The 13968-nt window shown below is 73.5% G+C and carries 15 protein-coding genes; 11 read left to right on the forward strand and 4 right to left on the reverse strand.

Translation table 11 applies throughout. From position 1 onward, the window contains the following. Positions 1-9 precede the first annotated feature (9 nt). From AC1VM9_RS14220 to AC1VM9_RS14230, 3 genes are read left to right on the forward strand one after another with little or no spacing between them, the layout of a single operon-like run. The gene (locus AC1VM9_RS14220; protein WP_483123080.1) at positions 10-879 is read left to right on the forward strand and encodes a branched-chain amino acid ABC transporter permease; all 870 of its coding nucleotides are present in this window, start codon (positions 10-12) and stop codon (positions 877-879) included. After that, entirely contained in the window at positions 876-1484 is a 609-nt protein-coding gene (locus tag AC1VM9_RS14225) for a branched-chain amino acid ABC transporter permease (protein WP_483123081.1), read from the forward strand. Before AC1VM9_RS14220 ends, AC1VM9_RS14225 begins: the two co-directional genes overlap by 4 nt. Beyond that, a complete protein-coding gene (locus AC1VM9_RS14230; protein ID WP_483124024.1) occupies positions 1442-1894 on the forward strand; it encodes a branched-chain amino acid ABC transporter permease in 453 nt (150 codons plus the stop codon). Before AC1VM9_RS14225 ends, AC1VM9_RS14230 begins: the two co-directional genes overlap by 43 nt. Positions 1895-1921: 27 nt before the next feature. Here AC1VM9_RS14230 and AC1VM9_RS14235 read toward each other — a convergent pair whose 3' ends face one another. Next, entirely contained in the window at positions 1922-2440 is a 519-nt protein-coding gene (locus AC1VM9_RS14235) for a hypothetical protein (protein WP_483123082.1), read from the reverse strand. 189 nt (positions 2441-2629) lie between these two features. Here AC1VM9_RS14235 and gatC point away from each other — a divergent pair, with 189 nt between their 5' ends. The 3 genes from gatC to gatB all read left to right on the forward strand — a co-directional run bounded on the left by gatC (position 2630) and on the right by gatB (position 6120). Then, positions 2630-2926, forward strand: a complete 297-nt coding sequence (gatC, locus tag AC1VM9_RS14240; protein ID WP_481342929.1) for an Asp-tRNA(Asn)/Glu-tRNA(Gln) amidotransferase subunit GatC — start codon at positions 2630-2632, stop codon at positions 2924-2926. Between the two features lie 111 nt (positions 2927-3037). Beyond that, positions 3038-4567 carry an Asp-tRNA(Asn)/Glu-tRNA(Gln) amidotransferase subunit GatA gene (gene gatA, locus AC1VM9_RS14245; RefSeq protein ID WP_483124025.1) on the forward strand — a complete coding sequence of 510 codons (1530 nt, stop codon included), beginning with the start codon at positions 3038-3040 and terminating at the stop codon, positions 4565-4567. A gap of 2 nt (positions 4568-4569) precedes the next feature. After that, the gene (gene gatB, locus AC1VM9_RS14250) at positions 4570-6120 is read left to right on the forward strand and encodes an Asp-tRNA(Asn)/Glu-tRNA(Gln) amidotransferase subunit GatB (RefSeq protein ID WP_481343433.1); all 1551 of its coding nucleotides are present in this window, start codon (positions 4570-4572) and stop codon (positions 6118-6120) included. An 18-nt stretch (positions 6121-6138) separates the two neighbouring features. Here the strand turns inward: gatB and AC1VM9_RS14255 are convergent, their stop codons facing one another. After that, complete coding sequence (locus tag AC1VM9_RS14255; RefSeq protein ID WP_483123083.1) at positions 6139-7113, reverse strand: PQQ-dependent sugar dehydrogenase; 975 nt, start codon at positions 7111-7113, stop codon at positions 6139-6141. 257 nt (positions 7114-7370) lie between these two features. Next, positions 7371-8072 carry an MOSC domain-containing protein gene (locus tag AC1VM9_RS14260; protein ID WP_483123084.1) on the reverse strand — a complete coding sequence of 234 codons (702 nt, stop codon included), beginning with the start codon at positions 8070-8072 and terminating at the stop codon, positions 7371-7373. Positions 8073-8123: 51 nt separating this feature from the next. On the opposite strand from AC1VM9_RS14260, the gene AC1VM9_RS14265 reads away from it, so the two are divergent. The 3 genes from AC1VM9_RS14265 to AC1VM9_RS14275 all read left to right on the forward strand — a co-directional run bounded on the left by AC1VM9_RS14265 (position 8124) and on the right by AC1VM9_RS14275 (position 10553). Further along, the gene (locus AC1VM9_RS14265; RefSeq protein ID WP_483123085.1) at positions 8124-9089 is read left to right on the forward strand and encodes a 2-hydroxyacid dehydrogenase; all 966 of its coding nucleotides are present in this window, start codon (positions 8124-8126) and stop codon (positions 9087-9089) included. A 67-nt stretch (positions 9090-9156) separates the two neighbouring features. Then, positions 9157-10239, forward strand: a complete 1083-nt coding sequence (locus AC1VM9_RS14270; RefSeq protein WP_481343429.1) for a WD40/YVTN/BNR-like repeat-containing protein — start codon at positions 9157-9159, stop codon at positions 10237-10239. A gap of 17 nt (positions 10240-10256) precedes the next feature. Next, positions 10257-10553, forward strand: a complete 297-nt coding sequence (locus tag AC1VM9_RS14275; RefSeq protein WP_481343428.1) for a MoaD/ThiS family protein — start codon at positions 10257-10259, stop codon at positions 10551-10553. Between the two features lie 11 nt (positions 10554-10564). Here the strand turns inward: AC1VM9_RS14275 and AC1VM9_RS14280 are convergent, their stop codons facing one another. Then, entirely contained in the window at positions 10565-11179 is a 615-nt protein-coding gene (locus AC1VM9_RS14280; protein WP_481343427.1) for a TetR/AcrR family transcriptional regulator, read from the reverse strand. A 58-nt stretch (positions 11180-11237) separates the two neighbouring features. Between AC1VM9_RS14280 and AC1VM9_RS14285 the strand changes: the two genes are divergently transcribed. Both AC1VM9_RS14285 and AC1VM9_RS14290 read left to right on the forward strand, forming a co-directional pair. Then, positions 11238-11888, forward strand: a complete 651-nt coding sequence (locus tag AC1VM9_RS14285) for a hypothetical protein (RefSeq protein ID WP_483123086.1) — start codon at positions 11238-11240, stop codon at positions 11886-11888. Next, on the forward strand, positions 11885-13948 hold the full coding sequence (locus tag AC1VM9_RS14290) for a YhgE/Pip family protein (protein ID WP_483123087.1): 2064 nt from the start codon (positions 11885-11887) through the stop codon (positions 13946-13948). The genes AC1VM9_RS14285 and AC1VM9_RS14290 overlap by 4 nt, the downstream gene beginning before the upstream one ends. Positions 13949-13968: the final 20 nt, after the last annotated feature.

Below are 13968 nucleotides of genomic sequence, written 5' to 3' on the forward strand. Positions count from 1 at the left end.
GCCTGCGCGATGAGTGAATTCGTCCAGTACACCCTGCAAGGCCTCGCGGCGGGCGGCTTCTACGCGCTATCGGCCCTCGGTCTCGCGGTCATCTTCGGCGTCCTGGGCGTCGTCAACTTCTCGCACGGCGCCTGCTACATGCTCGGGGCCGTCATCTCCGCCGTGCTGCTCGCCGAGCTGCACGTCGGGTTCTGGGTGGCGATCGTCGTCGTCCCGGTCCTGATGTTCCTCTTCGGCGTGCTCATGGAGCGGCTCCTCGTGCGCTGGCTCCTCGCGCTCGACCCGCTCTACAACTTCCTGCTCACGTTCGGCCTCACCCTCATCCTCGTCGAGGCCGTCAAGCAGAGGTACGGCGTCTCGGGCCTGCCCTACGAGATCCCGTCCGGCCTCGGCGGCCAGGTCACGGTCGGCAGCGTCAACCTCTCGGCCTACGCGATCTTCGCCTGCGTGTTCAGCGTCGTCGTCTGCGGCGCCGTCGGCCTGCTGCTGACGCGCACCCGCATCGGCATGATCGTGCGGGCGGCCACCGAGGACGCCGAGCGGACGCGCGCCCTCGGCATCAACGTCGGGCGCTTCGTCACCCCGGTGTTCGGGTTCGGCATCGCCCTCGCCGGGCTCGCCGGCGTGCTCGCCGCACCGACACGGGCCATCACCGCCGAGATGGGCAGCACCTTCATCATCATCCTGTTCGCCGTCGTCGTCATCGGCGGCCTCGGCTCGATCCTCGGAGCCGTCGTCGGCGGGTTCCTCGTCGGGCTCGTCGAGGCCTACGGCGTCGCCTACGCCCCCGCGTTCGCCCAGATCGTCATCTTCGTCCTCATGGCGGTCGTCGTCCTCGTCCGGCCCTCCGGGCTCTTCGGACGGGAGGAGTTCGCATGAGCACCCAGCTGACCGGCAAGGTCGACGTCGACCTGGCCCAGCCCTCGATCCTGTCGCGCCGCAGCCCGGTCCGGTACCTGCTGCTCCTGGCCGGCCTGGCGGTCCTCGTGCTGCTGCCCTACTGGGTCTACCCGCCCGTCGCGATGGACATCCTGTGCTGGGGCCTGTTCGCCATCAGCGTCGACCTGCTCCTGGGGTTCACCGGTCTGCTCAGCTTCGGGCACGCCGCGTTCTGGGGCGGCTCGGCGTACTGCACCGGCCTCATCGCGGTCCACTGGGGCGTGCCCTTCCCCGTCGCCGTCCTCGGCGGCGCGGTGTTCTCGATGCTGATCGCCTGGCCGATCGGCTACCTGTCGGTGCGCCGCACCGGCATCTACTTCGCCATGGTGACGCTCGCCTTCGCCCAGATGCTGTACTTCATCGCCAACCAGGCCCGGTCCCTGACGGGGGAGAGAACGGCCTGCAGGGCATCCCGAAGCGGTTCTTCGGCATCGAGCCCGTCGAGACCGACTCGTTCTACTTCTACTACGCCGGTGCGGCGATCATCCTCGTCGGGCTGCTCCTGGCCTGGCGCGTCGTCAACTCGCCCTTCGGACGCGTCCTGACCGCCGTGCGCGACAACCCGGCCCGTGCTCGCGCCCTCGGCTACGACGTCGAGGCCTACAAGATCACGGCGTTCGTCCTCTCGGCCGGCCTGGCCGGGCTCGCCGGTGGCGTCTTCGCGATCAGCCACCAGTTCGCCTCGCTCCAGGAGCTGATGTGGACGACGTCGGGCAAGGTCGTGCTCATCACGGTCCTCGGTGGCATCGGCACGCTCTGGGGTGGGCTGGTCGGCGCCGCGGTCGTCGTCGTCCTCGAGGACTACCTCGCGAGCTCGGGCTTCGAGGGGATCGGCCTCATCACCGGCACGATCTTCGTCGTCATCGTCCTGCTGTTCCGCCACGGGGTCTGGGGCACCGGGCGCAACCTCGTGCGGACCTACGTCCTCGACCGACGCCGCAGCCGCCGGAGCTGACGCGGCGCGTGACCGTGGGGCCTCGGCTCAGTGCGCGCCAAGGGTGAGCAGCCGGCGCACGACGCGGCCGACGACGAGCCAGGCGATCGCGCCGAGGCCCCAGTTGACGACGGCGTTCTTGACCGTCGCGCCCTCGCCGGTGAAGTGCTTGACGCCGGTCTCTCGCCCGAAGACGCTGAGGTCCAGCACGTCGGCGGCCTTGAGCACCCACTCGACGAGCGCGTTGCGGGTGTTCGCCTCCGCGACGACGAGCACGAGCCCGAGCAGCAGCACCCCGGCCGCCACGAGCGCGGCGGTCCACGCGAGCGAGCCGAGGCCCGTGCGGGCGTGGTCGAACCCGCGGCGGCCGGTGCCGGCTGCCGCGCGCAGCACCTGGACGACGCCCCGACCGTCAATGCCGTCCCCGCGCAGGCGACGCAGGTGCGCGCGGCTCCGGGCGGCCCGGGGAGCCACCGCGTCGGGGGCGGCGGGCGCCACGCCCCCGACACGGGTGGGCTCCGAGGGGGGAGCGGCGTCTGGGGTGGAGGTGCTGGTCGGACTCGTCATCGGGGTCTCCTCGGGTACCGGTCTGCCAGGGACAACGAGCCACCACGGCCCGAGGACACGGCCGCCCGGGCAGCAGTCCGGCCGCAGTCCCGCAGGAGTCCGGCAGCTGCTCGGCATCAGCCCGGCAGCAGCCCGGGCGGCCGGGAACGCGTGCCCGGCCCACCACCGGCGACCCATAGACTGACCCGCATGTCCTCCCTGTCCCGCGACGACGTAGCCCACCTCGCCGGCCTCGCCCGGATCGAGCTGTCCGAGGCGGAGCTCGACCGCATGGTCGGCGAGCTCTCGGTGATCCTCGACTCCGTGGCCAAGGTCCAGCAGGCCCCGACCGAGGGCGTCGCACCGATGTCGCACCCGATGCCGCTGACGAACGTCACGCGTCCCGACGTCGTCCGGCCGAGCCTGACGCCGCAGGAGGCCCTCTCCGGCGCGCCGGAGGCCGAGCAGCAGCGCTTCTCCGTGCCGCGGATCCTCGACGAGGACTGACCCCTCCCCGGCGCGGCCCGCCGGCCAGTCCGCCCGACGGGCACCCGCGCCCGGCCCGCGCCCCCCGACCACTCCACCCGCAGCGACGACGAAGGCACTGACGTGACCGACCTGCCATCCGACCTGACCCGCGCCACCGCGTCCGCGCTGGCGCAGGCCCTCGCGGCCTCGACGATCTCCTCCGAGGAGGTCACCCGGGCTCACCTCGACCGCATCGCGGCCGTCGACGGGCAGGTGCACTCCTACCTGCACGTCGACGCCGACGGCGCCCTCGACCAGGCGCGTGCCGTGGACGCCCGACGCGCGGCCGGCGAGAGCCTCGGCGCGCTCGCGGGCGTGCCGATCGCCGTCAAGGACGTCATGACGACCAAGGGCCTGCCGACGACGTGCGGCAGCAGGATCCTCGAGGGCTGGGTGCCGCCGTATGACGCCACGGTGGTGACGAAGCTGCGCGGGGCCGGCCTGCCGATCCTCGGCAAGACCAACATGGACGAGTTCGCCATGGGCTCCTCGACGGAGCACTCGGCCTACGGCCCCTCGCGCAACCCGTGGGACCTCGACCGCATCCCCGGCGGCTCCGGTGGTGGCTCCAGCTCGGTCCTGGCCTCGTTCCAGGCGCCCCTCGCCACGGGCACCGACACCGGCGGCTCGATCCGCCAGCCGGCCGCGGTGACGGCGACCGTCGGCACGAAGCCGACCTACGGCGGCGTCTCGCGCTACGGCCTCGTGGCCCTCGCGAGCTCGCTCGACCAGGCCGGCCCGTGCGGCCGCACCGTCCTCGACACCGCGCTGCTGCACGCCGTCATGGGCGGCCACGACCCGATGGACTCCACGTCCATCGACGCCCCCGTGCCGCCCGTCGTCGAGGCAGCCCGGCGCGCCGACGTCACGGGCCTGCGCGTCGGCGTCGTCAAGGAGCTCGGCGGGGAGGGCTACCAGCCGGGCGTCCGCGCCCGCTTCGACGAGTCGGTCCGGCTCCTCGAGGAGCTCGGCGCCGAGGTCGTGGAGGTCAGCTGCCCGAACTTCGACTACGCGCTCGCCGCCTACTACCTCATCCTCCCCAGCGAGGCGAGCTCGAACCTGGCCAAGTTCGACGCCATGCGCTACGGCCTGCGCGTCGCCCCCGACGGCGTCGCCGACCCGAGCGCCGAGCAGGTCATGGCCGCGACGCGCGACGCGGGCTTCGGCCCCGAGGTCAAGCGCCGGATCATCCTCGGCACGTACGCGCTGAGCTCGGGCTACTACGACGCCTACTACGGCTCGGCGCAGAAGGTCCGCGCCCTCATCGCGCAGGACTTCTCGCGCGCGTTCGAGACCGTCGACGTCCTCGTCAGCCCCACGGCGCCGACGACGGCGTTCCGTCTCGGCGACAAGCTCGAGGACCCGATGGCCATGTACCTCAACGACATCGCGACGATCCCGGCCAACCTGGCCGGTGTGCCCGGCATGTCCGTGCCCGCGGGCCTGGCCGACGAGGACGGCCTGCCGGTCGGCATCCAGGTGCTCGCGCCCGCGATGCGGGACGAGCGCCTCTACACCGTGGGCGCGGCCCTCGAGGCGACGCTCGTCGATCGTTGGGGTGGCCCCATCCTCGACCGCGCGCCCGCGCTGGACGCCACCCCCGCCGTGAAGGGAGCCTGACGATGACGACCATCGCCACGGACGCCGTGCTCGACTACGACGAGGCCCTCGAGCGCTTCGACCCGGTCATGGGTCTCGAGGTGCACGTCGAGCTGCACACGGCCACGAAGATGTTCTGCGGCTGCCCGACCGAGTTCGGCGCCGAGCCGAACTCGCAGGTCTGTCCCGTCTGCCTCGGCCTGCCGGGCGCACTGCCGGTCGTCAACGAGAAGGCCGTCGAGTCGGCGATCCGCATCGGCCTGGCGCTCAACTGCGAGATCGCTGCCTGGTGCCGGTTCGCCAGGAAGAACTACTTCTACCCGGACATGCCCAAGAACTTCCAGACCTCGCAGTACGACGAGCCGATCGCCTACGACGGGCACCTCGACGTCGAGCTCGAGGACGGCACCGTCTACCGGGTCGAGATCGAGCGCGCCCACATGGAGGAGGACACCGGCAAGTCGCTTCACGTCGGCGGCGCCACCGGCCGCATCCACGGCGCGACCCACAGCCTCGTGGACTACAACCGAGCCGGCATCCCGCTCATCGAGATCGTCACCAAGCCGATGACCGGGGCGGGGGAGCGGGCCCCCGAGGTCGCGCGCGCCTACGTGTCGGCACTGCGTGACCTGCTGCGTGCCCTCGACGTCAGCGACGTCAAGATGGAGCAGGGCTCGATGCGCTGCGACGCCAACGTCTCGTTGCGCCCCAAGGCCGGCGACCCGACGTCGGTCGAGCAGGCCGCCGTCCCCTTCGGCACGCGCACCGAGACGAAGAACGTCAACTCGCTCCGCTCGGTCGAGCGGGCGGTCCGGTACGAGATCTCCCGCCACGCGGCGATCCTGTCCGGCGGCGGCTCGATCCTGCAGGAGACGCGGCACTGGCACGAGGACACCGGCGTCACGACGTCGGGCCGCACGAAGTCCGACGCCGAGGACTACCGGTACTTCCCCGAGCCCGACCTCGTGCCGGTCGCGCCCCCGGCGGAGTGGGTCGAGCAGCTGCGCGGCACCCTGCCGGAGAACCCCGCCGCTCGCCGCAGGCGACTCCAGTCCGACTGGGGCTACAGCGATCTGGAGATGCGCGACGTCCTCAACGCCGGCGCCGTCGAGCTCATCGAGCAGACCGTGGCCGCGGGGGCGAGCCCGGCGGCCGCCCGCAAGTGGTGGCTCGGCGAGCCGTCGCGCCGGGCCAACGCCGAGGCCCAGGACCTCGTCACCTACGCGTCGTCGATCGGCCTGTCGCCGGCCCACGTCGCCGAGCTCGACGGGCTCGTGACCTCGGGTCGGCTCAACGACTCGATGGCCCGTCAGGTGCTCGACGGGGTCCTCGCCGGCGAGGGCGCACCGACCGCCGTCGCGGACGCGCGCGGGCTCGAGCTCGTCCAGGACGACAGCGCCCTCGAGGCCGCCGTCGACAAGGTCATCGCGGGCAACGCCGACGTCGCCGACAAGATCCGCGGCGGCAAGGTCCAGGCTGCCGGTGCGCTCATCGGCCAGGTCATGAAGGAGATGAAGGGCCAGGCCGACGCCGGCAGGGCCCGCGCCCTCATCCTGGCCAAGCTCGGCCAGTAGCCACCGTGGCGGGCGGCCTCAGCCGGCCCCCACGGCCGACGGGGGCAACGACACGAGGCGGTCGTCCCCGCCGTTGCTCGTGACCAGCCAGAACCGGCCGTCGACGACGTGCACGTCGCGCACGCGTCCGTACGTCCCCTCGAGGTAGCGGGTCGGCGTGCCCGCCCGGCCGTCCGCGCCGACGGGCACGCGCCAGACCGACTGGCCCCGCAGCGCCGCCAGGTACACGGCGTCATCGGGACCGACGGCGATCCCGCTCGGCGACATCTCCGAGGGGGGCCACTGCGCGACCGGGTCGACATAGCCCGGCCGGCCGGCCTGGCCCTCGACCGCGGGCCAGCCGTAGTTGCCGCCCGGCCGGATGAGGTTGAGCTCGTCCCACGTGTCGGCGCCGAACTCGCTGGCCCACAGCCGACCGTGAGAGTCCCAGGCCAGGCCCTCGACGTTGCGGTGGCCGTAGGACCAGATCGGTGAACCACCGAACGGGTTGCCCGGGGCGGGCTGCCCGTCCCGGGTCACGCGCAGGATCTTGCCGCCGAGCGAGCCGAGGTCCTGCGAGTGCGAGGAGTCGCCGGCATCACCCGTACAGACGTAGAGGTAGCCGTCGGGACCGAAGGCGATGCGGCCACCGTTGTGGTTGGTGCCGCGGGGGATCCCCGACAGCACGACCCGGGGCTCGCCGAGCCGCCTGCCGTCCCAGGGCACGGCGGCGACGCGGTTGTCGCCCTCGGTCGAGTAGTAGGCGTAGACGACGGGAGTCCGTGCGACGTCGCCGGCCACGGCGAGCCCGAGCAGACCGCCCTCGCCGCCCGTGCGGGAGATCGGCAGCTCCCCGACGACCTCCGGCGCCCCGCCGGTGCCCGGCGGCGGCACCCGGTGCACGCGTCCGGTGTTGCGCTCGCTGACGAGGGCACTGCCGTCCGGCAGGACGGCGACCGACCACGCGATGTCGAGCCCTCCGAGGAGGGTGACCGGGCCGTCGGACTGGGCCACCGACGGTGCCACCTGCCCTGTCACCGACGGCGTGACCGACCCCGTCGCCGACGTGCCGGGCCCGCCGCCCGCGGGGCTGGAGCAGCCCGCTGCGAGCAGGGCCGTGGCGGCGAGGCCCGCGACGGTTCGACGGGACGGACGGGATCTCGGCGACATACGCCATTGTCACCCGAGGGTGTCCCCGAGCCGGCGCCCGACGCCGCCGCGTCAACGCGCGTCTGCCCACCTCAGCACGCGTCAGCGCGCGTCAGCGCACGTCAGCGCACCTCGGCGCCGCGTCGGCGCAGCGTCCCGACGAGGTCGGCCTGCACCTCGGCGTCGACGACGGCCGCCTCGACGACGCGGCGCGTGGCGTCGAGGTCGCCGGTCAGCGCCCGGAAGAGGGTGAGCAGGTCGACGTCGTGGTCCGGTCGTTCGACGAGGACCGCGTCACCGGTGACGATGCGGCCGGGGACCGTCACCGACAGGTACGCCCCCGTGCGACCCGCCTCGGTGAAGCGCCGCACCCACCCTCTCTCGCGCATGTGGCCGGCGAAGGTGCGGCACGGGATGCGCGGCACCTCGACGCGCAGGACCGCGGTGCCGACGCGCCACACCTCGCCGACGAGGGCGTGGGTCGTGTCGAGGCCCTCCGTCGTGAGGTTCTCGCCGAACTCGCCTGCGGCTATGGGCCGCCCGATGCGCTCGGCCCACCACTGCTGGTCCTCGCGCGGATAGGCGTACACGGCCTGGAGCCGACCGCCGTGGTGGCGCGGGTCGCCGATCTCGTCACCGACGACGCCGCTGCCCAGGCCGCCGCGCTTCGGCCCGGGGTCGCGGACCTCGACCGCCGCCGTGGCGCTCTTGTCGATGGCCGTGGCGTCCGCGGTGGCGTAGGACCGCGCCGAGCGGCGTCCCACGTTGACCGACAGGACGCGTCCTGTCGGCACGCGCGGGCGGGAGGCGTCGGGCGGGACCACGGCCCGGAGCCTAGTCCGGACCGCCGCGAGGTGCTGGGTAGCGTCTCGGGCATGAGCACCGAGCGACTCGTCGTGTCCGTCCCCGAGCAGGACTACGCCGACCGGCTGGCCGAGCTCACGGCCGACGGCCGCGTGGAGCTGGTCGTGTGGGACATGCAGGAACCGCACCCGCGTGGCGCGGAGATCCGGCTCGCCGTCGTGCCGTACATGACGCGACTGCGGCTGGCCGACGTCACGCCGGGGCTCGAGAGCCTCGAGGCGCTCCAGCTGCAGAGCGCGGGGTACGAGCAGTTCGCCGACGAGGTGCCCGAGGGCGTCGCGCTGTGCAACGCGGCCGGCGTCCACGACGCGAGCACCGCCGAGCTGGCCCTCGCGCTGGTGCTCGCCTCGATCCGCGAGGTCCCCGAGTTCGCCGCCGCGCAGGCGCAGGGCGAGTGGACGCCGCTCGTGCTGCGGCGGTCGCTCGCCGACCGGCGCGTCCTCGTGCTCGGCTACGGCCACATCGGCCGCGCCGTCGTGCGCCGGCTCCTGCCGTTCGAGGTGTCGGTGACCGCGGTCGCGAGCCGGGCCCGCGCCGGTGACGACCTCGTCGAGCAGGTGCACGGCATCGACGAGTTGCCCCGTCTCCTGCCGGACCACGACGTCGTCATCGTCGTCGTCCCACTCACCGACGCCACGCGCGGGCTCGTCGGCGCCGAGACCCTCGCCCTCATGCCCGGCGGTGCGGTCCTGGTCAACGTCGCCCGCGGACCGGTCGTCGACACCGACGCGCTCGTCGCCGAGTGCGCCTCGGGCCGGCTCCGCGCGGCGCTCGACGTCACCGACCCGGAGCCGCTGCCCGCCGACCACCCGCTCTGGACGACGCGGGGCGTGCTCGTCACCCCGCACGTCGGCGGCGCGACCGACGCGATGCGGCCCCGGGCGGTCGCGCTGGTCCGCCGGCAGGCCGAGGCGCTGCGTGACGGACGCCCGCTCGACAACGTCGTCGTGGTCGGGGGAGCATCCCGCGGCGACTGAGCACGTCGGCCGGTGGCACCGCGCGTCGACCCTTGTCGCTGTCGGTGGGGTAGTGGACACTGTGAACATGACTGAGACCATCGTCGCCATCGGCACGCGCAAGGGGCTGTGGGTCGCCCGCAGCGCCGACCGCGCGGAGTGGACCCTCGAGGGCCCGCACTTCCTCATGAGCGAGGTCGCGTCGGTCGCCGTCGACACCCGGGCCGGCCGGACGAGCGTCCTCGCCGGCGTCAAGTCGTGGCACTGGGGCCCGACCGTCCAGGTGAGCACCGACGCCGGACGAACGTGGACCGAGAGCCCCGACCGGGCCCTCGCCTTCCCGACCGACACCGACACCGCGCTCGAGCGGGTCTGGCAGCTGACTCCCGACCCGAACGACGACGACGTCGTCTGGGCCGGCGTCGAGCCGCACGCGCTGTTCCGCTCCACCGACCGCGGCGAGCACTACGAGCTGGTCCGCGGCCTCTGGGACCACCCGCACCGGCCCAAGTGGGAGCCGGGCTTCGGTGGGGGAGCCGTCCACACGATCGTCCCGGAGGCCGGGCACCCCGAGAACCTCCTCGTCGCGATGAGCGCCGGCGGTGTCTACCGGTCCAGCGACGCCGGCCAGACGTGGGCGCCCTCGAACCCCGGTATCCGCGCGTACTTCATGCCCGACGACGAGTACCCCGAGTTCGGCCAGTGCGTCCACAAGGTCGCGCGGGGCAACGGCGACGGCGAGCTCTACGCGCAGAACCACAAGGGCGTCTACCGCTCCGACGACAACGGTGCCACGTGGCAGTCGATCGCCGAGGGCCTGCCCACCGACTTCGGCTTCACCATCCTGGCGCACCCCCGGCGTCCGGGCGTCGTGTGGAACGTCCCGGTGGCCGACGACGGTGAGCGCATCCCGCCGGGCGCGCAGCTGCAGGTCCAGCGCTCCGACGACGGCGGCGCCCACTGGCGCATGCAGGCGCAGGGGCTGCCCTCGGACAGCTACACCTGTGTGCTGCGCGACGCCGCGTCCCTCGACACCGCCGACCCGGTCGGGGTCTACCTCGGCACCCGCAACGGCGACGTCTTCGCCTCGGCGGACGAGGGCGAGTCCTTCCAGCGCATCGCCACGCAGCTGCCCGACGTCCTCGTCGTGCGCGCGGCCCAGGTCGGCTGAGGGCGGAGGGGGTCGGCATGAGCGTCGCACCGGTCCGAGTCATCCTGCCCGGCATGCTCCGCGACCTCGTCGGGGGAGTGTCCGAGATCGAGGTGGAGTCGCCCGGCGGCGGCCAGAGCGTCGCCGAGCTGCTCGACCGCGCCTTCGCCGAGCACCGCATCCTCGACGGCAAGGTCCGCGACGAGCGCGGCCACATCCGACGTCACGTCAAGGTGTTCGTCAACGGCGAGGATGCGACGCGGGGGGACGGTGTCGCGACTCCGGTGCCCGCGGGAGCGCGGGTGCACATCATCAACGCGGTCTCGGGGGGCTGAGGGAGCCCTCGTCAGGCGTGCATGCCGAGCAGGATCGGCAGCACGGTCCGCTCGAGCTCGCCGACGGCGAGCGACCTCGGCTCGACGAGACGCTGGGTCAGCGAGCCCTGGGTCAGGGCGATGGCGACGCGGACGAACAGGTCCGTGGGCATCGGCAGGGTCAACCCCTGCCGTTCCACGGCCTCGTCGACGACGGCCACGAGCTCGTCACGGACCCTGCGCTGCTGGGCGGCCCAGGCCCGCCGTGCCCCGGCGTCCCGGATGGCGTGCAGCGTGAACTCGGTCGTCAGCACGACCCAGCGCTCCTTGCTGCGGCTCTCGTCCGCGAGGGCGGCGAACACGTCGCGCAGCACGTCCTCCGCGGCGGCGTGCTCGCGCTTGCTCGCCCGTCGGATGCGCTCGACGAGGTCCTCGGCCTGGCGCCGCGACAGCTCGAGGACGAGGTCGTCCTTGGAGGAGAAGTTCGAGTAGAAGGCGCCACGGGTGAACCCGGCGCGCTCACAGATGTCCTCGACGGTGGCGCCGTGGAAGCCGCGTTCGGCGAAAACCTCGCTCGCGGCTTCGAGGACGCGGTCGCGGGTGGCCTTGCGTCGGGCGGTGATGCGGGGCTCAGCCGGCGTGCTCATGCCGCAAGGATACGTCCTCGAATTGGATACGAGTGCGTATCGGATGCATACTCGTATCGTGACTGCTTCAGAGGTGGACCCCAGCCCGGCGCCGGACCTGCGCACCGTCGTCGTCGACGACGTGACCGTCGCGGGCATCCACGAGCCCTTCGTCGAGCACCTCAGCTTCGTCGCTCCTGCCGGCGAGGTCACGGTCGTCGCCACCGACCCCGGCATCCCCCAGGTCGCGCTCGCCCTCGCCATCGGTGGCCGCGTCGACCTGCTCCGGGGGCGGGTCAGCCTCGGCGGGGCGTCACGGCTGCCCGACCTGCAGCTGCGGACGCGCCTCGTCGACGTCGCGGACGTCACCGCCCCGGAGGAGGCCATCACCGTCCGGGCCGTCCTCGAGGAGGAGCTGGCGCTCGCCGAACGTCCCGCCTCCCGGGCCGCGGTCGCCGCGTTCCTCGCCGAGCGCGACCTCACCGACCGCGCCGGCCGACCGTGGGAGCGGCTGCCGGCGGGGGTCCGTACCAGCCTGCTGCTCGAGCTGGGCGCCCTGCACCCCCACGTCCGCGTCCTCGTCCTGGCCGGACCCGAACGGCACGGCGGTGACCACACCGTCTGGTTCGAGACCTGCCGTCGCCTCGCGGCGACCGGTCTCGTCGTCATCGTCCTGACCACCTCTGCGACCGCCGCAGCCCTCCCGTCCACGAAAGAGCTCTCGGCATGAACCCCTTCCGTCTGGCCGTCGCCGAGCTGCGACGCCTCACCTCCTCGCGCCTGGCCCGGCTCGCCCTCACGGCGCTCGTGCTCATCCCGACCCTCTACGGCGGCCTCTACCTCTACGCCAACCACGACCCGTACGGTGCCTTCCCCCAGGTGCCGGCCGCGGTCGTCTCGGACGACGCCGGCACGACGCTGAGCACGGGGGAGACGCTCCAGGTCGGCGGGCAGGTGGCCGACCACCTCGTCGACTCCAGGTCCTTCGACTGGCACCGTGTCTCGCGGGCCGAGGCGATGCGTGGCGTCGACGACGGCCGCTACGCGTTCGCCGTCATCCTGCCCCGCAGCTTCTCGGCCGACCTCGCGTCGACGGCGGCCTTCACGCCGCGCCGGGCCACGGTGGTGCTCGAGACCAACGACGCCAACAACTACATGACCTCGATGATCGGCAACCAGGTCATCAAGCAGGTCACCGCCTCGGTCGCCCGCGAGGTCAGCCGGACGGCCGCCAGCAGGCTGCTGCTCGGCTTCAGCCAGGTCCACGACCACCTCGTCGAGGCGGTCGAGGGCTCGGAGCGGCTGCGGTCCGGGGCTGCGAAGGCCGACGCCGGCGCCCACCGGCTCGCGACGGGCGCCACGAGCCTGGCCACCGGACTGCACGACCTGTCGTCCGGGGCGACGCGGCTCGCGACCGGCATAGGCCGGGCGGCCGCCGGGGCCGACGACCTGCAGGCCGGCGCCGCGCAGCTGGCCTCCGGCCTCGGGACCCTGCAGGCGCGCACCGCGGACCTGCCGTCCCGCACCGCCCGGCTGGCCGACGGCGCCGAGCAGGTGGCGGCCGGCAACCGGACCGTCGCCGGCTACGGCATCCGAGCCGCCTCCGCGTCGAGCGAGCTCAAGCGGCGCCTCAGCGCCGACCGCACCGCCCTGCTCGCCGCGTTGCGGGCCCAGGGCCTGACCGATGCCCAGCTGTCCCTCGTCGACTCGCGGCTCGGTGCCATGGCGGGTGACGTCGACCACGCCGACGCCACCATCCAGAGCGCCTCCGGCGACCTCGTGCGACTGTCCACGGGCGCCGACCGCGTGGCCGCCGGCGCCCGGGCGCTCGCGAACGCCACCCCCGCCCTCGCGGAGGGCATCAGCCGGGCCCGCTCCGGTGCGGTCCGGGTGCACGACGGCGCGGGTGCGCTCGCCGGTGGCCTCGACGCCCTCGGGGCCGGGGCCACCAGGCTGTCGACCGGCGCGGCCGAGGCCGCGTCGGGCGGTGACCACCTCGCCTCGGGCGCGGCGTCGCTGGCGTCCGGTCTCGACACGCTGACCCGCGGAGCGACCGACCTGCACGCGGGCCTCGTCGAGGGTCGCGACTCCGTGCCCGACCCGAGTGAGGCCCAGCGCAGGGCCATGGCCGAGACGATCGGCAACCCCGTTGGCGTCTCCACGGGGTCGCTCTCCTCGGCCGGCTCGTACGGCGCCGGCCTCGCGCCCCTGTTCATGAGCCTGGCCCTCTGGATCGGCGCCTACGTCCTGTTCCTCTTCGTGCGGCCGCTGTCGCCACGGGCGCTGGCGACGAGCCAGCGCTCGGTGCGCACCGCGCTCGGCGGCTGGCTCGCACCGGCGATCGTCGGGCTCGCGCAGGTCGCGGCGCTCGTGCTCGTCGTCAGCCGCGGCGTCGACATCCGGATCGCGCACCCCGTGCTCGCGTTCCTCTTCCTCTGCCTCACGTCCCTGACGTTCGTGGCGATCCTGCACGCGCTCGCCTCGCGCCTCGGCGCCGTGGGCAAGTTCCTCGGCCTCGTCCTCATGGTCGTGCAGCTCGTCAGCGCGGGTGGCACCTTCCCGTGGCAGACGCTGCCGGCGCCCTTGCAGGCGGTGCACCACGTCGTGCCGATGAGCCACGCCGTCGACGGGCTGCGCCGGCTGCTCTACGGCGCGGACCTCGGGCCGGTGCCCGGCTCGGTCGGCGTCCTCGCCCTCTACCTGCTCGTCGCGCTCGCGGTGTCGACGGTGGCGGCCCGCCGGTCGCGGATGTGGACACCCAAGCGGATCAGGCCGGTCCTCGAGCTGTGACCCACGGGCGCCGCCGCGCG

The sequence above is a fragment of the Monashia sp. HAY1-11D genome, assembly GCF_056868035.1.